Genomic DNA, 16,591 nt, shown 5'->3' on the forward strand with positions numbered 1-16,591 from the left:
ACTCTTTCGTTTTGCTACCTGTATACCGGCGGATTCTACGCTTCATCCGACTGACCTGTGCCGGCACTCAAATATGCATTGATAAACGGATCGATATTACCATCCATCACGCCGTTTACATTGCTGACCTCCGTATTTGTCCTGTGATCCTTCACAAGGGTATACGGCTGCATGACATAAGAGCGGATCTGATTTCCGAAGTTAATATCCCGGACTTCTCCTCTGATGTCTGACATCTTTTCCGCCTGCTCCTGCTGCTTCATCAGATACAGCTTCGATTTGAGCATCTGCATCGCCTTGTCTTTATTCATATGCTGTGAACGCTCATTCTGACACTGCACGACGATTCCTGTAGGCAGATGCGTGATCCGGACAGCTGATGATGTTTTATTGATATGCTGTCCACCGGCGCCGCTGGAACGGTAAGTATCTATCTTCAGGTCGTCATCATTGATCTCTATATCGATATCCTCTTCGATATCAGGGATCACATCGCAGGAAGCAAAAGATGTCTGCCGCTTTCCCGCCGCATTAAACGGAGAGATACGCACCAGGCGGTGCACTCCTTTTTCTGAGCGGAGATACCCGTAGGCATTCTCGCCTTTTACCTCGAAAGTGACACCTTTGATACCGGCCACATCACCCTCCAGATAGTCCAATTCCTCAACGTCGTATCCCTTTTTCTCTGCCCATCTCGTATACATGCGGTACAACATGCCCGCCCAGTCACAGGACTCAGTGCCGCCTGCTCCTGCATGGAGCGTCACAATGGCATTGTCTTTGTCATACGGTCCTGTCAGCAGAGTGCCGATCCGGAGTTCCTCAAAAGTCGCCTCAAATGCTTCAAGTTCTTCTTCAATCTCGCTAGATGTTTCCTCATCGCCTTCTTCTTCACTCATCTCTATCAACAGTTTCATATCCTCATAATTTGAGAATAGCTGCTCTATCTGTTTAACAGAATCCTGAAGCCCTTTCAGCTCTTTCATCACCTGCTGGGATGTCTCCGGGTCATCCCAGAACCCGGGCTCCTCCAGCCTTTTCTGTAATTCTTCTATACGCAGTTTCTTTGACGCTAAGTCAAAGTGAATCCCTCAAATCTTTCAGCGGTTCCTCATATGCAGTCAGTCTTGACTTTAATTCATCTAACAAAACCACCTTATTCACCTCTTTCTTTTTCTGAAATTTATGTTATAACAAAATTCTGCAACTTTGTTCAGCCCGGCTTTCACTCCTGCCGGGCTGCTCTCAGTCTCAGCCTACTTTCTTACGGCCGCAGCACTGTTTGTATTTCTTTCCGCTTCCGCACGGGCATGGATCATTCGGGTAAATTTTCTTCTCTTCACGTTTCTTGGGAGCACGGACCGAAGTGTCGTCTTTATTTGTACCGGTCACCTTTGCCACTTCTTCACGTTCAACTTTCTGCTCTACACGAATATTAAACAGTGTACGGATCGTTGTCTCGGCGATCATATTTGTCATCTCGCCAAACATATTGTAACCTGTCATCTTATACTCGACAAGCGGATCTCTCTGCCCATATGCCTGCAGCCCGATCCCCTGACGAAGCTGATCCATATCATCAATATGATCCATCCATCTGGCATCAATGACTTTCAGAAGAACAACCCTCTCAATTTCACGGATCTGTTCCGCCTCCGGAAACTCTGCTTCTTTTGCTTCATAAGCTTTAACAGCGCGCTCTTTTAAGAGATGCTTGAACTCTTTCTGGCGCATCTTCCGATACTCGGCAGCATTCGGGAGCTCCATCTGCGGGATCACATTATGGAGATTCACGTCAAGTCCTTTGACATCCCAGTCCTCAGCATCCGCTTCCGGCGATGCAAAGCGATCAGTGATATTCTCCACATATTCTGTGATCATATTGTAGATGGTATCCCTCATGCTCTCGCCGTCGAGAACTCTCCGCCTCTCGGCATAGATGATTTCTCTCTGCTCATTCATGACCTGATCATATTCCAGCAGGTTCTTACGGATACCAAAGTTATTGATCTCCAGTTTTTTCTGTGCGGACTCTATCGCATTAGAAAGCATCTTATGTTCTATCTGCTCGCCTTCCTCAACTCCGAGTGCGTTGAACACACCCATCAGACGTTCGGAACCGAACAGGCGGAGGAGATCATCCTCCAGAGAAATATAGAAACGGGATTCACCCGGATCTCCCTGTCGTCCGCTTCGTCCGCGGAGCTGATTATCGATACGTCTCGACTCGTGGCGCTCCGTACCGATGATCTTCAGTCCTCCGGCTTCCCTCGCATCATCATCCAGCTTGATATCTGTACCACGGCCCGCCATGTTGGTAGCAATGGTCACCGCTCCGTGTACACCTGCATCAGCTACGATTTCCGCTTCCTGCTCATGATACTTGGCATTGAGCACGTTATGCTTGATTCCCTCTCTCTTGAGCATTCCGCTCAGGAGCTCAGACACTTCGATCGTGATCGTACCGACGAGCACCGGCTGTCCTTTGGCATGTGCCCGCTTTACTTCCTCTACTACTGCTTTATATTTTTCTTTCTTTGTCTTATATACAGCATCTTCAAGGTCGACACGCTGTACCGGTTTATTCGTCGGGATCTCGACAACGTCCATTCCATAGATATCCCGGAACTCTTTCTCCTCAGTGAGCGCTGTACCGGTCATACCACTCTTCTTGTCAAATTTATTAAACAGGTTCTGGAAAGTGATCGTAGCCAGAGTCTTGCTCTCCCGGCGGACTTTCACATGTTCCTTTGCCTCAATTGCCTGATGGAGACCGTCTGAATAGCGGCGTCCCGGCATGATACGTCCGGTAAACTCATCCACGATCATGACTTCTCCCTCTGACGTCACGACATAATCCTGATCTTTGAACATCAGGTTGTGCGCGCGGAGTGCCAGAATGATATTGTGCTGGATCTCCAGATTTTCCGGATCTGCCAGATTCTCTATATGGAAGAATTTTTCAACCTTTTTTACACCGTCTTCTGTCAGGTTGACCGTTTTTTCTTTTTCATTGACAATAAAGTCACCGGTTTCTTCAATCTCCTCGCCCATAATGGCGTTCATTTTGGAAAATTCACCGCTCGCTTCACCACGTTCCAGCTGGCGGGCAAGGATATCACAGGCCTCGTACAGCTTCGTAGACTTCCCGCTTTGTCCGGAAATGATCAAAGGAGTTCTTGCCTCGTCGATCAGCACAGAATCCACCTCGTCGATTATCGCAAAATGAAGTCCTCTCTGAACGAGCTGCTCTTTGTAAATAACCATGTTATCACGTAGATAATCAAAACCCAGCTCATTATTTGTAACATAAGTAATATCACAGTCATAGGCTTCCCGACGCTCTTTACTGTCCATTCCGTTTAACACAACTCCGACAGTCAGGCCAAGGAATTCATGCACTTTTCCCATCCACTCGGCATCACGTTTTGCAAGGTAATCATTGACTGTGACAATATTGACACCTTTTCCTTCCAGTGCATTCAGATAAGCAGGAAGTGTAGACACTAGCGTCTTTCCTTCTCCGGTCTTCATCTCGGCAATACGTCCCTGATGCAGGATAATACCTCCAATGAGCTGAACCCGGTAATGACGCATTCCCAATGTCCTAAACGCTGCCTCCCGTACGACCGCATATGCTTCCGGAAGAATATCATCCAGGGTTTCTCCGTCGTTCAGCCGCTCTTTAAACTCTCTTGTTTTGCCCTTTAGCTCTTCATCCGAGAGTGCTTTCATATCAGGCTCCAAAGCTTCGATCCGATCAACAACAGGGTAGATCCTCTTCAGTTCGTTCTCGCTGTGAGTGCCGAAAATCTTCTCTATAATACCCATATTACCCAATTAACTCCTTATACATAATCTTGCATCGCCATGTAGCCCGATGCACTTACGTTTCCCATTTTAGCACTAACTTATAGGTAATTCAACAACTTCATAAGTTGTTAACATTTACTGAAATCTTTTCACTGTCTCATATGGCAGATTTCCTCCGAACAGATCCAGTGCGCTTCCGATAGTAAAATCTATGTTTCCTCCACTCAGTCTCCTAAATTTATCCAAGTCTTCCAATGAACTGATGCCCCCGGCATATGTAACAGGTATTCCGCTCCACGCTCCCAGCATATGCACGAGTTCTTCCTCCATGCCGGAACGCCTCCCTTCTACGTCCACTCCATGAATCAGGAACTCATCACAGCATGAGGACAGTTCTGTGAGAACTTCTTCTGTCAGTCTCATATCGGTAAACTCCTGCCACCTGTCGGTTACTACATAGTAACCGTCTCCCTTTTTTCTGCAGCTCAGATCAAGGACAATATGTTCTTTCCCTACGGCAGACAACAGCCTCTCCAGATTATCTCTGTAAAATGTTCCGCTTTTGAATACATACGAAGTCACGATCACATGGCTTGCCCCTGCATCCAGAAAATTCTTTGCATTTTCCGCAGTAATGCCGCCTCCGATCTGCATCCCTCCCGGATACGCTTTAAGGGCGCCGTACGCCTGCCTTTTCGTCTCCTCGTAATACTTTGAGCCCGCAGGATTCAGAAGGATGATGTGTCCTCCCTTTAGTCTGTCTTTTCTGTACAATTCTGCATAAAACGCCGCGTCCAACTCTGATGCATAATTCGTATTAGCGCGGTCCCCTTCGTCTCTTAGGCTTCCCCCGACTATCTGTTTCACTTTCCCATTATGTATATCTATGCATGGTCTGAATTTCATTTTGTTCCGTCTCTCTTTCACTGACACTGCCGCAGAAAGAGTTTTTCTTCCTGCGGCAGCCCTGATATTGCTCTAAATTAATTTTCTGACAGGTTCATCGGCTGTCCCGGGTGTCATTCTGTGCCCTGTTATCCTCGGTCAGATCATCTGTAGCTTTATCTATACCATCCGTTACATCGTCTGTCACATCATCTATACCGTCTGTCACGTCATCTACGGCATTATCCAGAATACCATCTCCTTCTGTTGCATCATTCATCGTTCTGTCGTCCGAATTTGTGGTACTGTCGCTGTCATTATTATTTTTCTCAGCATCTGTATCTGTAGTCGACTGATCAGCACCATTGTCAACATTATCCCGGCTGCCGCATGCCGTCGTCCCCAGAAGTACAAATGTACATATCATAAGCAGCAGAAGTTTTTTCATTTTTTTCATAAAAACAGTCTCCCTTTCCATAAATATTGTTGTACTTTTACTATCTGCACATTTTCAATATTTATACATATAAAGGGTGCTTTTTTAAATCATTTTGCATTTTTACGAAGTTTTTCCATTGCTCTCGCTTCAATCTGACGCACACGCTCTCTGGTAACACCGAGCATGTCCCCGATTTCTTCCAGAGTATGGGTGCGTCCGTCCTCCAGTCCGTATCTCAAACGAATAACCTGTCGTTCTCTGTCGCCCAGCTTTTCCAATAGCTCCTTCACTTCTTCCTGCCGGGCCAGGATGTTCATTGCTTCCTCCGGCGTAGGCTCAGATCTGTCTTCGACCATATCTCCCAAGCTGTTTTCTCCATCATCCCCGACCGGTGTTTCCAGCGATACGGGGCTCTGCAGATAGTTAATGATAGCTTTTACCTCTTCCTCCGTCTTATTTCCCAGCTTCTCCGCAATTTCTTTCGGAGTTGCATCACGTCCCAGCGACTGCTGCAGCTCTCTTGCAGTCTTCTGAACACGTTTCATATTTTCCGCCACATGTACCGGGACCCTGATTTCACGTGACTGCTGGTCTATCGCTCTCTGCATAGCTTCCTTGATCCACCAGGCTGCATAAGTAGAGAAACGGTTCTCTTTCGTATAATCGTATTTCTCTGCCGCTCTCATAAGCCCCATATTTCCTTCCTGGATCAGATCCATGAGCGGAATGCCTCTGCCTGTATAATGTTTTGCCAGAGAAACAACCAGCCTTAGATTTCCTTCCGACAGTTTTCTCCTCGCTTCTTCATCGCCCTGTGCACTCTTCTCGCCAAGCCTTTTTTCATCCTCCTCGCTAAGGAGAGGGATCTGCCCAATCTCGCTTAAGTAAATCTGAAGAGGCTCAGACATTTCCTGAGTAAGATTCTGCTGTTCTTTTTCCATCACTTTCTGCACCTTTTCTATAGTTTTTCGTAACAGTTCAGCCATCTGATGTATGGCGCGGGCTGAACTGTTACAGTTTCTCGATAATCTCGCCGTTTCTATATGCTGAAAGAAGCTGCTCAAGATCTCTGATCTGCTCCTTGAGTTCTCTGCCGTTGTCTGTATCACCTACAAGAATCCGGTCATGGACTCTCTGGACAACGGTAAGCTCAGAATGAATATCATTCTCTTTCTCAATTGCCGCTTCTGTTGATTCAAACGGTTCATGAGCAACAAGCAACAGTCCGTAAGAATTAAAAATAAGCGTATATCCGGCTATCCCCGTCTCTTTCTGATATGCTTTGGAAAATCCGCCGTCAATGACCATTACCTTACCGCCGCATTTGATAGGATTTTCACCGTCTTTTCTCTTGACCGGCACATGTCCGTTCACGATATGACCGTAAGAAGGATCCAATCCGAACTCTTTCATGATATTGTCGATCACTTTTTCATTTTCTATGTAAGAGTAATACGGATTCTTTTTCTCAATATGAGTCTCCTTTTCCGCAATAAAATAACGCTCAAACGTAGCCATCTTGTTTTTTCCGAACAGCGGTGAATCCGGATGGAGCCATATATACCACATGATATCTTTACCATCCTCACGTTCCTTTTTATCGAGGGCAAAAAAGCCCTTTCTGACATAAGCGTCAAGCATATCGTAAAGCGCCTTCCCGCGGTATTTCTTTCCGTAAACTTCTGTCTCTTTCAGACTTCCGTCTTCATCCAGCGGCACACATCCGTGATAGAGCAGATTGTCATTATAGACTTTATAGAGACCGCCTTTGGCAAGCAGGAACCGCATATGGCGCTGAAGCTTCTCACAGTTGATAAACGCTTTTTCCAGCCGCTCCATGATCTCTTCTTCCTCTTCCGTCAGCGCGTACGGATCCTTCGGATCCACGGTCGGGAAATTCGTATCCAGAAGCTGATACTCCTTTCCGCCCAGTACGATTGTTCCCTTTTCGTAGTCAATCTTGTCCAGAAGCGCCCTGTCCTCAAGATGGAATGACTTTTGTCTCGATATAATCTGACCTTCCACCTTAAACTGCAGGATTGAAATTGCTTTATGAATACGAAGGTTCATCTGCATTTCCTCAGAATCCGGACGATCCGGAACCTTCAGTTTAAAGCAGGTACACGGATCATCCTTGTATACCTTGAGTGCAAATGTAGCCAGCGGGAGCAGGTTAATGCCATATCCTTCTTCCAGAATATCCAGATTGCCGTAACGGGCACAGATCCGGATCGCATTTGTGATGCACCCTCTCTGTCCTGCCGCCGCTCCCATCCATAGGACATCATGATTTCCCCACTGGATATCCAGCGAATGATATGTCATGAGTTTGTCCATGATAATATGCGGTCCGGGACCTCTGTCATAAATGTCGCCTACAATGTGGAGGTGATCCACAACCAGTCTCTGGATCAGTTCAGAAATTGCCACAATGAAATCTTCTGCTCTTCCGATTCTTATGATCGTAGAGATGATCTCATTATAGTAGGACTCCTTATCGCTCACTTCTGCTTTTTCCGTGATCAATTCCTCAATAACATATGCAAAATCCTTTGGAAGTGCCTTTCTTACCTTTGATCGGGTATACTTGCTTGCTGCCCGCTTACTCACTTCGATGAGCAGATAGAGGTGGACACGATACCAGTCGTCCATGTTGGTCTCTGTCTTCTTGATCATATCCATCCTCTGCTTCGGGTAGTAAATCAGCGTAGCCAGTGACCGTTTGTCCCGGATACTCATAGTGTTGCCAAACACATCATCAATCTTGCGTCGTACAGAACCGGAACCGTTTTTAAGCACATGCGAAAATGCCTCATACTCTCCGTGAACATCCGTCAGAAAATGTTCCGTTCCTTTCGGCAGGTTCAGTATCGACTGCAGATTAATGATCTCTGTAGACGCTGCCGCGATCGTCGGATACAGGTCGGACAGTCGCTCCAGATACCTGGCTTCAAGATTTTTCATTTCTTCCTCCCGTTTTTCTCTTTTATAATCCGACTACATCTCCCATATCATACATACCTGCTGCCTTTCCTGCGAGAAATTTTCCCGCCTCTACAGCGCCTTTTGCAAATACACTTCTGGAATAGGCTGTATGAGTGAATTCAATTACTTCATCTGTCCCTGCAAAAATCACCTCATGGTTACCCACGATTGTTCCGCCGCGTACAGCTGAAATTCCAATCTCCTTTTTCTCCCGCTTCTGACGCACCTGGCTCCTGTCATATACATAGTGATACTCATTATCCAGTTCATCGTTGATGGAATCAGCAAGTGCAAGAGCTGTTCCGCTGGGAGCGTCAAGTTTCTGATTATGGTGGCGCTCTACGATCTCAATATCGTATCCTGCAGGAGCGAGTACTTTCGCCGCATCTTTCAAAAGCTTCAGGAGCAGATTAATCCCAAGCGACATATTGGCCGATTTCAGGATTGCAACCTCTTTCGAAGCTTCTTCCACTTTCTTAAGCTGTTCCTCGGAAAGGCCTGTCGTACAGAGAACAAGCGGAAGCTTCTTCGCTACACAGTAGTCAAGCAGGCCGTCGACTGCCTTCGCTGTTGAGAAGTCGATAACCACATCCACGTCCACATCGCACTTTTCAATCGCGTCAAATACCGGATATTCATTCGGTACCTCTGTGTAAGCATCTACTCCGGCGGCAATCGCTGCACTTTCTTCACCCTTTACGATCTCAGTGATCATTCTTCCCATTTTACCGTTGCATCCATGCATCAAAAACTTTACCATTTTATCCATCCTCCCGTGTTTTATGAATTATACTTAGGCTGTAACCACCGTATCCTCAGGTGATTTTGTCTTTCTTCGCATATAAATAAGGATACCATATCTGAGAGTTAATCTCAATATATGATATCCTTTTAACAATGACTCTGTTACTTACTCTTCTATGCACTCCAGCTTGCTCACGGAGACTTCATATGCTGTCCTCGTTTCCGTCTCTGTCTCAGAGAGTTTCTTTACATATTCCCTGCTCTGGATGCGTCCCAGTATCCGGACATGCTCACCCACTTCAAAACCCGACGCATATCTCGCGTTCCTGCCCCAGCAGATGCACGGGATGTAATCTGACTTTCCATACGGCCTGTTGACTGCCAGCAGCAGGTCCGCGATTTCCCTTCCGAGCGGCGTCTTCCGGTACACCGGACGTTTACACATATATCCTTCAAGCAGGATGTGATTTGTCCTTGCTCCGTCCGGCTCTTCTTCCACAAACTCAATCTCCCGTGCAAATACGGACAGCACAAGCCGATTTCTCTGCTCTTCATGGCGATTGTAAGAGCGGAACTGCCCTGTCACCATGATGCACCGGTTCCTGTAATCCTCCGTCACATCGATCAGCCGCTCCGACACCATGACCGGAATCCTGTCATTTGAACTGCTCAGTCTCCTGACAAGGATGTCTACCATGTAGAACCCCTCGCCGAATACCTCGTGGCTGTATGTAAACTCCGACACCACTGTTCCTATGACTGTTACCTGATTGTTCTCAATGATCTTATCTGACATAATCTGTAGTTCTCCCTTCCTCTTCCTGGTATTTTTGAGTCACTACTAAATTTATGAAATAATATCATTATTTAGAACTTTCAGTGACAAAAATCATTCGACACATTTCTCATCACCTATTCTTGTCAATATAAACACTGAACTTTTTCAACTCCTGAGCACTTGTCAAATATATATTTTGTGATAGAATAAGGAAGTTGCAGCTATATGAACTATGATTATATTTATAAGGAAAGAGTGTAGATATTTATGAAAACAAAACGTGAAGATGTAAGAAATATTGCCATTATAGCTCATGTCGATCACGGCAAGACGACTCTGGTCGACGAGCTGTTAAAACAGAGCGGCGTATTCCGCGAGAATCAGGAAGTTGCGGAGCGTGTCATGGATTCCAACGACATCGAACGGGAAAGAGGCATCACGATCCTCTCCAAGAATACTGCTGTCCACTACAATGGCGTAAAGATCAACATCATCGACACCCCCGGCCATGCTGACTTCGGCGGCGAAGTGGAACGTGTCCTCAAGATGGTAAACGGCGTAATCCTCGTGGTGGACGCCTTTGAGGGAGCTATGCCACAGACAAAATTCGTGCTCAGAAAAGCGCTGGATTTGAATCTTCCGGTCATCGTATGCATCAATAAGATTGACCGTCCTGAAGCCCGCCCGGAAGAGGTGATCGATGAGGTGCTCGAACTCTTTATCGATCTCGGCGCTTCCGATGATCAGCTTGAATGCCCGTTCGTCTATGCCTCTGCCAAAGCAGGTGTAGCCGTACTTGATCTTACCGACGAAGAACGTGATATGAAGCCTCTCTTCGAGACGATTCTGGACTACATCCCTGCTCCCGAAGGTGATCCGGATGCCCCGACACAGGTGCTCATCAGCACGATCGATTACAATGAATATGTAGGACGTATCGGTATCGGCAAAGTAGACAACGGAACCATTGCTGTGAATCAGGATATGGTGCTTGTAAACCACCACGATCCTGACAAGCAGGAGAAAGTAAAGATCAGCCGTCTGTATGAATTTGACGGTCTGAATAAAGTAGAGGTAAAAGAAGCGACTATCGGTTCTATCGTAGCCATCTCCGGTATCTCCGATATCTCTATCGGAGACACGCTCTGTTCTCCTGAGAAGCCGGAAGCGATCCCGTTCCAGAAAATCTCGGAGCCTACGATCGCAATGCAGTTTATTGTAAATGACAGTCCATTTGCCGGGCAGGAAGGCAAATACGTAACCTCCCGCCACTTAAGAGACCGCCTCTTCCGTGAGCTTAACACGGATGTCAGCCTGCGTGTGGAAGAAATGGAAAACACAGACAGCTTTAAGGTATCCGGACGCGGGGAACTGCATCTGTCCGTACTCATCGAAAACATGCGCAGAGAGGGATACGAATTCGCCGTAAGTAAAGCTGAAGTCCTCTACCATACAGACGAAAACGGCAAAAAGCTGGAACCAATGGAACTTGCTTACATCGATGTCCCGGATGAATTTACCGGCGTAGTGATCGAAAAGCTCGGGCAGAGAAAGGGGGAACTCCGGAACATGGGCACTACAGGCGGCGGTTATACACGTCTGGAGTTTTCTATTCCTTCAAGAGGTCTGATCGGCTACCGCGGAGAGTTCCTGACTGATACGAAAGGAAATGGGATCCTGAATACAAGCTTTGACGGCTATGCACCGTACAAGGGAGATATCCAGTACCGCAAACAAGGCTCCCTTATCGCATTTGAAACCGGAGAATCCGTTACTTACGGATTGTACAGCGCTCAGGAGCGTGGTACACTGTTTATAGGTCCCGGCGAGAAAGTATACGCCGGTATGGTCATCGGGCAGAACGGAAAAGCCGAGGATATCGAGCTCAACGTCTGCAAAACAAAGCATCTGACCAACACCCGTTCCTCCAGCGCAGACGAAGCGCTCCGTCTGACACCGCCTCGTATCCTGAGCCTGGAGCAGGCGCTTGACTTTATCGATACAGACGAACTGCTTGAGGTAACTCCGAAATCACTGCGTATCCGTAAAAAGATCCTGGATTCCAGAATGAGAAAACGGAGTGCCATGAAGCAGTAAAAGACAGCGCCGATTAACAATAAACATTTGTACGAAAATGAGGAGATACTTATGGAGAAATACGCACGTCTGTTTTTAAAACACCTGACAAAGATCATGGAGTTCATTATCGCCGTTCTGCTTGCCTGCGGCATCATTATTATGATCGTCCAGCTCATCTTCTCCATAGGTGAGCTCCCGGATCTGAATACTTATCCGAATTACGACGATCTTCTCACCTCATGTTTCAACCTGATTATCGGTGTTGAGCTGATCCGCATGCTGTATCTTCATACGCCGATCACGGTATTTGAGGTGCTGCTGTTCGCCATTGCCCGCCAGGTGATCATCGATCACTCATCTCCGTTGAACAGTCTCATCGGAGTCATCGCAATCGCGATCCTGTTCGCTACAAGGAAGTTCCTGTTTGCTCCTTTTGACGAGACAGAAAAGACTGTTTTCCGTGCTTCTCAGAAAGTATGCCGGATTAACAGACTGTTCCATCTTGATATTCCTTACAGTGACAAAGATGACACCCTGCTTGATGTCCTTCTCCGGAAAATGGAGGAAGACGATACTGAGCCTGGATCCGGGGCATGCGTGTACTTTTCCGACTTCGGCCTGCGTATCGCTAAAGTGAGGGATGGAAAAATCACCCGCATAGAAGTGATTCGTTCTATACATTAATCATCTTCCATGTTATAATATTTACATAATACATACACATATTTAACACATGTTTATGTAAAATATAAACAAAAGGAGTTGAACAGTATGAATTTTATCATCAGCGGAAAAAACATTGAAGTAACACAGGGACTCAAAGACGCAATTGAACAGAAATTAGGCAAGCTTGAGAGGTACTTCACTCCTGAAACAGAAATCATTGTTACCTTAAGCGTAGAGAAAGGTCGCCAGAAGATTGAGGTGACGATCCCTGTCAAGGGAAACATCATCCGTTCAGAGCAGACAAGCAATGACATGTATGTATCTATCGATCTCGTAGAAGAGATCATCGAACGCCAGCTCCGCAAATATAAAAACAAGCTGGTTGCAAAGAATCAGGGACATCCTACTTCAGCAGCACCGTCCGGCAGTATCCGGAAAGAATTCATAGAGTCTGAAGAAGAGTCTCCCGAGGACAACGAAATCCGTATCGTACGTACGAAAAAGTTCGGCATTAAACCGATGTATCCTGAAGATGCATGTATTCAGATGGAACTTCTGGGACACAGCTTCTTTGTTTTCTCCAACGCAGAGACCGAAGAGGTCAATGTAGTATACAAAAGAAAAGACGGATCTTTCGGTCTGATCGAGCCTGAATTCTCATAACTTCTGATCACACGTTTTACCTCCGCCTGTGAAAACGGATTCCATGAGTCCCTCATGAAATACCGCTTTCACAGGCGGTTTTTATTCATTCCAGATCTGGATGCCATTTTCTGTCTGCGCAAACCAGCAGTCACCTTTTTTCTCCATGACAGCCTGTCCGTTCGTCCCTTCCTGCACTTCTTTACTGAACGCCCTCTCTTCTTCCTCCGGAACAAGGACCGATATCACCACCCGGTCCGTATAGACCGTATCCTGTATATACAAGCCCCGCTGAGCGATCAGATACTGTATCTTTCCCAGTCCGGCATAGTCTGTATGGATGTCCACTCTGAATCCGAAAATTCTGGTAATGATCACACTGTGGGAAAGCGCTTCGGCAGACGCGGCAGTATATGACCGCACAAGACCGCCTGTCCCCAGGAGTGTGCCTCCAAAATACCGGGTAACGGCAACCAAAACATTCGTGATCCCTTTGCCGCGGATCACTTCAAGGATCGGTTTTCCCGCTGTACCCGCCGGTTCCCCGTCGTCACTCATCCGCTCTGAAGCAGGATTCCTTCCGATTATATATGCCCAGCAGTGATGTCTTGCATCCCAGTATTTCTTCTTTATCTCCTCCAGATAAGCGAAAGCCTCCTCTTCAGAGGCCACCGGATAAACTTGCCCTATAAAACGTGATCTCTTTTCGATATACTCTCCTGTTCCGCCTCTGTATACAGTATCATATCTGTCCATACCAATTCTCCTTCCGGCGAAATCCGCACTCTGCAGATTAACGATATTATATTATCAAATAATTTAGAAAATATGAAGATTTTATTTTTAACTTTATTTATATGCGTATATTTGATATAATCATGAGAGTTGAAAAGGAGGATGTTATTCGTGAATTACGGGAAAAAAAATCTTTCCAAAAGAAAGAAAGCTCTTTCTTCAAAAAAAAGAATGAAAAAGAAACGTGTAGGCGTACGGTTCTTTAAAGCTCTTATCATATGTATAATCCTTCTGGGTATCATATGCGTCGCCGGGGCGGCGGTTTTCGCCAAGAAGATTATAGACAACGCACCGGATGTCTCGGCAGAGGACATACTTCCGCAGGGATATACGACCAATATCACGGATGAAAGCGGGAACGTGATCGAGACTCTGAGCGACTCCGATTCAAACCGTGTATACAAGACATATGAGGAGATCACAGCCAATTCCGAATATCTTCCGCATGCATTTGTCGCCATTGAGGATGAACGTTTTTACGAACACAACGGAGTTGACCTTCAGGGCGTTATACGTGCCGGAATAGTGGGAATTACCAACGGCTTTAATTTTTCAGAGGGTGCCAGTACACTTACACAGCAGCTTATCAAAAACAATATCTTTCCTGATTTTGTCAACGAGAGCAGTTTTGAGAGAGTTGAACGTAAGCTCCAGGAGCAGTATCTGGCCCTGCAGTTTGAAAAAGAAATGAGCAAAGAACAGATTCTGGAAGCTTATATGAACACGATCAATCTGGGGCAGGGATGTCTCGGAGTAGAGACTGCGGCTCAGCGCTATTTTAACAAATCAGCCTCTGATCTGACGCTGTCCGAATGCGCGGTCATTGCAGCTATCACACAGAATCCGACTGCTTATGACCCGGTGACAAACCCTGAAAAAAATGCGCAGCGCCGGCAAACCGTCCTCGATAATATGCTGGAGCAGGGGGATATCACCCAGGCTGAATATGATGAAGCTATAGCAGATAAGGTGTACGACCGCATTCTTGAGACCGCAGCCGTCACACAGGATACTACTCCTTACTCCTACTTCACTGACGCTCTGATCGAAGATGTTGTTCAGGATCTTATGGATGTAAAGGGCTATTCGGAGACACAGGCATACAATCTGCTCTATAGCGGCGGACTTACGATCACTTCCACGCAGGATACGTCGATCCAGGATATCTGCGATGAAGTAATCTCTAATGAAGACTATTATCCGGTCAAGGAGTACGGGCTTGATTTCGCTCTTACGATCCATCGTGCCGACGGAACTGCCGAGAACTACAGCAGGGAAATGCTCGGTCAATATATACGGGAAACAACCGGGGACAGCAACCCTCTTGTCTTCTCTTCCGAGGAAGAGGCCAAGCAGGCGATCGAAGATTATAAGAGCACACTGAATATTAATACAGAAGCAGGTGATACAGTTGATGAGAATTACACTGTCACGCTGCAGCCTCAGGTATCTTTCGTCGTCATGGATCAGTACACCGGCGAAGTCAAAGCCATCGTAGGGGGCCGCGGCGAGAAATCAGGAAACCTCACGTTCAACCGCGCCACTGACGACCCTCAGCAGCCGGGTTCTGTATTCAAGATCCTTTCAACTTATGCGCCCGGCCTGAACGAGGGTAAGATTACTCTTGCAACGACGAAGGTAGACGAACCGTACAAATATGCAACCGGACAGAACGTGCCCAACTCCTACAGCGGTTACCGCGGAGCCATGTCCGTCCGCGATGCGATCAAGATATCATGTAATACGATTGCCGTAGAGACCTTCACTGATGACGTCGGACTGCGGACCGGATACGAATATCTGAAAGAGTTCGGATTTTCAACGCTCAGCGATTCCGATATTGCTCAGGCAACGGCGCTCGGAGGAATCACAAACGGTGTCTACAATCTCGAGCTGACTGCCGCATTCGCTTCTATTGCAAACAGCGGCACATATACGGAACCAGTCCTTTACACACAGATCCTTGACCATGACGGCAATGTCCTGATCGACAATTCAACTCCGTCCACTCATGAGGTAATAAAGGACTCCACTGCTTATCTTCTGACCAGTGCCATGGAGGATGTAGTCAACAGTGGTACAGGTTACGGTGCCGGATTAAGCAATATGACAACAGCAGGTAAGACTGGTTCCACAGACGACTATGCGGACCGTTGGTTTGTCGGATTTACACCTTACTACACTGCCGGTATCTGGGGAGGTTATGATTCCAACAAATCCATGGCGAGCTACGGCTCCTGGCATCTTTCTATCTGGAATGCCATCATGGAGAGGATACACCAGAACCTTGAAGATAAAGACTTCGAGATGCCTTCTTCTGTTGTGCAAAGGACAATATGTACGGAAACCGGACTTCTGGCAGTAAGCAGTTGTCCATCCCGAACAGATTATTTCGATGCAGATACACTACCTACCGAGAGCTGCTCAGGGCATTACGTTGAACCTGAACCGGAAGAAGAGGAAGAAGACAGCGAGGAACAGGACTCAAATACCGATAATAATCAGGACAATACAACTGGCGATAATACCGGTGACAATAACACCGGCGGTGATAATACCGGTGACAATAATACTGGGGGCAACACCGGCGGCGGCAATACTGACGGCGGCAACACTGGCGGCGGCAGTACCGGCGGCGGCGATTCCGGCGGTGGCAACACCGGCGGCGGTAACACCGGCGGCGGTAACACCGGCGGCGGCGGAACAGCACCGCAAGGATAAAAGAAAGATCATACCATAAAGAACGGAACCCCTTCCTTTTATAC

13 protein-coding genes are annotated in these 16,591 nt (G+C 46.9%); 4 read left to right on the top strand and 9 right to left on the bottom strand.

Going from position 1 to position 16,591, the window contains the following annotated elements; translation table 11 throughout:
* Nucleotides 1-35: 35 nt before the first annotated feature.
* The 8 genes from prfB to FNY66_RS00230 all read right to left on the bottom strand — a co-directional run bounded on the left by prfB (nucleotide 36) and on the right by FNY66_RS00230 (nucleotide 9,662).
* Nucleotides 36-1,155, bottom strand: a protein-coding gene (gene prfB / locus FNY66_RS00195; protein WP_190324735.1) for a peptide chain release factor 2 whose coding sequence is annotated in 2 segments (ribosomal slippage) — nucleotides 36-1,091 and nucleotides 1,093-1,155 — 1,119 coding nt in all. Because the reading frame shifts where the segments join, the coding sequence is not laid out codon by codon here.
* 96 nt (nucleotides 1,156-1,251) lie between these two features.
* A complete protein-coding gene (gene secA, locus FNY66_RS00200) occupies nucleotides 1,252-3,831 on the bottom strand; it encodes a preprotein translocase subunit SecA (RefSeq protein ID WP_150309924.1) in 2,580 nt (859 codons plus the stop codon).
* Nucleotides 3,832-3,948: 117 nt separating this feature from the next.
* On the bottom strand, nucleotides 3,949-4,719 hold the full coding sequence (gene hisA / locus FNY66_RS00205) for a phosphoribosylformimino-5-aminoimidazole carboxamide ribotide isomerase (protein WP_150309925.1): 771 nt from the start codon (nucleotides 4,717-4,719) through the stop codon (nucleotides 3,949-3,951).
* A 94-nt stretch (nucleotides 4,720-4,813) separates the two neighbouring features.
* Entirely contained in the window at nucleotides 4,814-5,155 is a 342-nt protein-coding gene (locus FNY66_RS00210; RefSeq protein WP_150309926.1) for a hypothetical protein, read from the bottom strand.
* 89 nt (nucleotides 5,156-5,244) lie between these two features.
* Nucleotides 5,245-6,078, bottom strand: coding sequence for a sigma-70 family RNA polymerase sigma factor (locus tag FNY66_RS00215; RefSeq protein ID WP_150309927.1), 834 nt, complete (start codon nucleotides 6,076-6,078; stop codon nucleotides 5,245-5,247).
* Nucleotides 6,079-6,148: 70 nt separating this feature from the next.
* Nucleotides 6,149-8,101, bottom strand: a complete 1,953-nt coding sequence (locus tag FNY66_RS00220) for a fructose-1,6-bisphosphatase (protein WP_150309928.1) — start codon at nucleotides 8,099-8,101, stop codon at nucleotides 6,149-6,151.
* 22 nt (nucleotides 8,102-8,123) lie between these two features.
* The gene (gene dapB / locus FNY66_RS00225) at nucleotides 8,124-8,882 is read right to left on the bottom strand and encodes a 4-hydroxy-tetrahydrodipicolinate reductase (RefSeq protein WP_150309929.1); all 759 of its coding nucleotides are present in this window, start codon (nucleotides 8,880-8,882) and stop codon (nucleotides 8,124-8,126) included.
* Nucleotides 8,883-9,032: 150 nt separating this feature from the next.
* A complete protein-coding gene (locus FNY66_RS00230) occupies nucleotides 9,033-9,662 on the bottom strand; it encodes a single-stranded DNA-binding protein (RefSeq protein ID WP_087151063.1) in 630 nt (209 codons plus the stop codon).
* Between the two features lie 249 nt (nucleotides 9,663-9,911).
* Here FNY66_RS00230 and typA point away from each other — a divergent pair, with 249 nt between their 5' ends.
* The 3 genes from typA to hpf all read left to right on the top strand — a co-directional run bounded on the left by typA (nucleotide 9,912) and on the right by hpf (nucleotide 13,052).
* Nucleotides 9,912-11,741, top strand: a complete 1,830-nt coding sequence (gene typA / locus FNY66_RS00235) for a translational GTPase TypA (protein WP_150309930.1) — start codon at nucleotides 9,912-9,914, stop codon at nucleotides 11,739-11,741.
* A gap of 51 nt (nucleotides 11,742-11,792) precedes the next feature.
* The gene (locus tag FNY66_RS00240; RefSeq protein ID WP_150309931.1) at nucleotides 11,793-12,407 is read left to right on the top strand and encodes a transporter; all 615 of its coding nucleotides are present in this window, start codon (nucleotides 11,793-11,795) and stop codon (nucleotides 12,405-12,407) included.
* 87 nt (nucleotides 12,408-12,494) lie between these two features.
* The gene (hpf, locus tag FNY66_RS00245) at nucleotides 12,495-13,052 is read left to right on the top strand and encodes a ribosome hibernation-promoting factor, HPF/YfiA family (RefSeq protein WP_087151060.1); all 558 of its coding nucleotides are present in this window, start codon (nucleotides 12,495-12,497) and stop codon (nucleotides 13,050-13,052) included.
* Between the two features lie 81 nt (nucleotides 13,053-13,133).
* Here the strand turns inward: hpf and FNY66_RS00250 are convergent, their stop codons facing one another.
* The gene (locus tag FNY66_RS00250; RefSeq protein WP_150309932.1) at nucleotides 13,134-13,787 is read right to left on the bottom strand and encodes a YigZ family protein; all 654 of its coding nucleotides are present in this window, start codon (nucleotides 13,785-13,787) and stop codon (nucleotides 13,134-13,136) included.
* Between the two features lie 150 nt (nucleotides 13,788-13,937).
* Here FNY66_RS00250 and FNY66_RS00255 point away from each other — a divergent pair, with 150 nt between their 5' ends.
* Nucleotides 13,938-16,547, top strand: coding sequence for a transglycosylase domain-containing protein (locus FNY66_RS00255; RefSeq protein ID WP_150309933.1), 2,610 nt, complete (start codon nucleotides 13,938-13,940; stop codon nucleotides 16,545-16,547).
* The last annotated feature ends 44 nt before the right edge of the window (nucleotides 16,548-16,591 follow it).

This window comes from Mediterraneibacter catenae, from assembly GCF_008691045.1.
Classification (GTDB): Bacteria; Bacillota; Clostridia; order Lachnospirales; family Lachnospiraceae; genus Mediterraneibacter; species Mediterraneibacter ornithocaccae.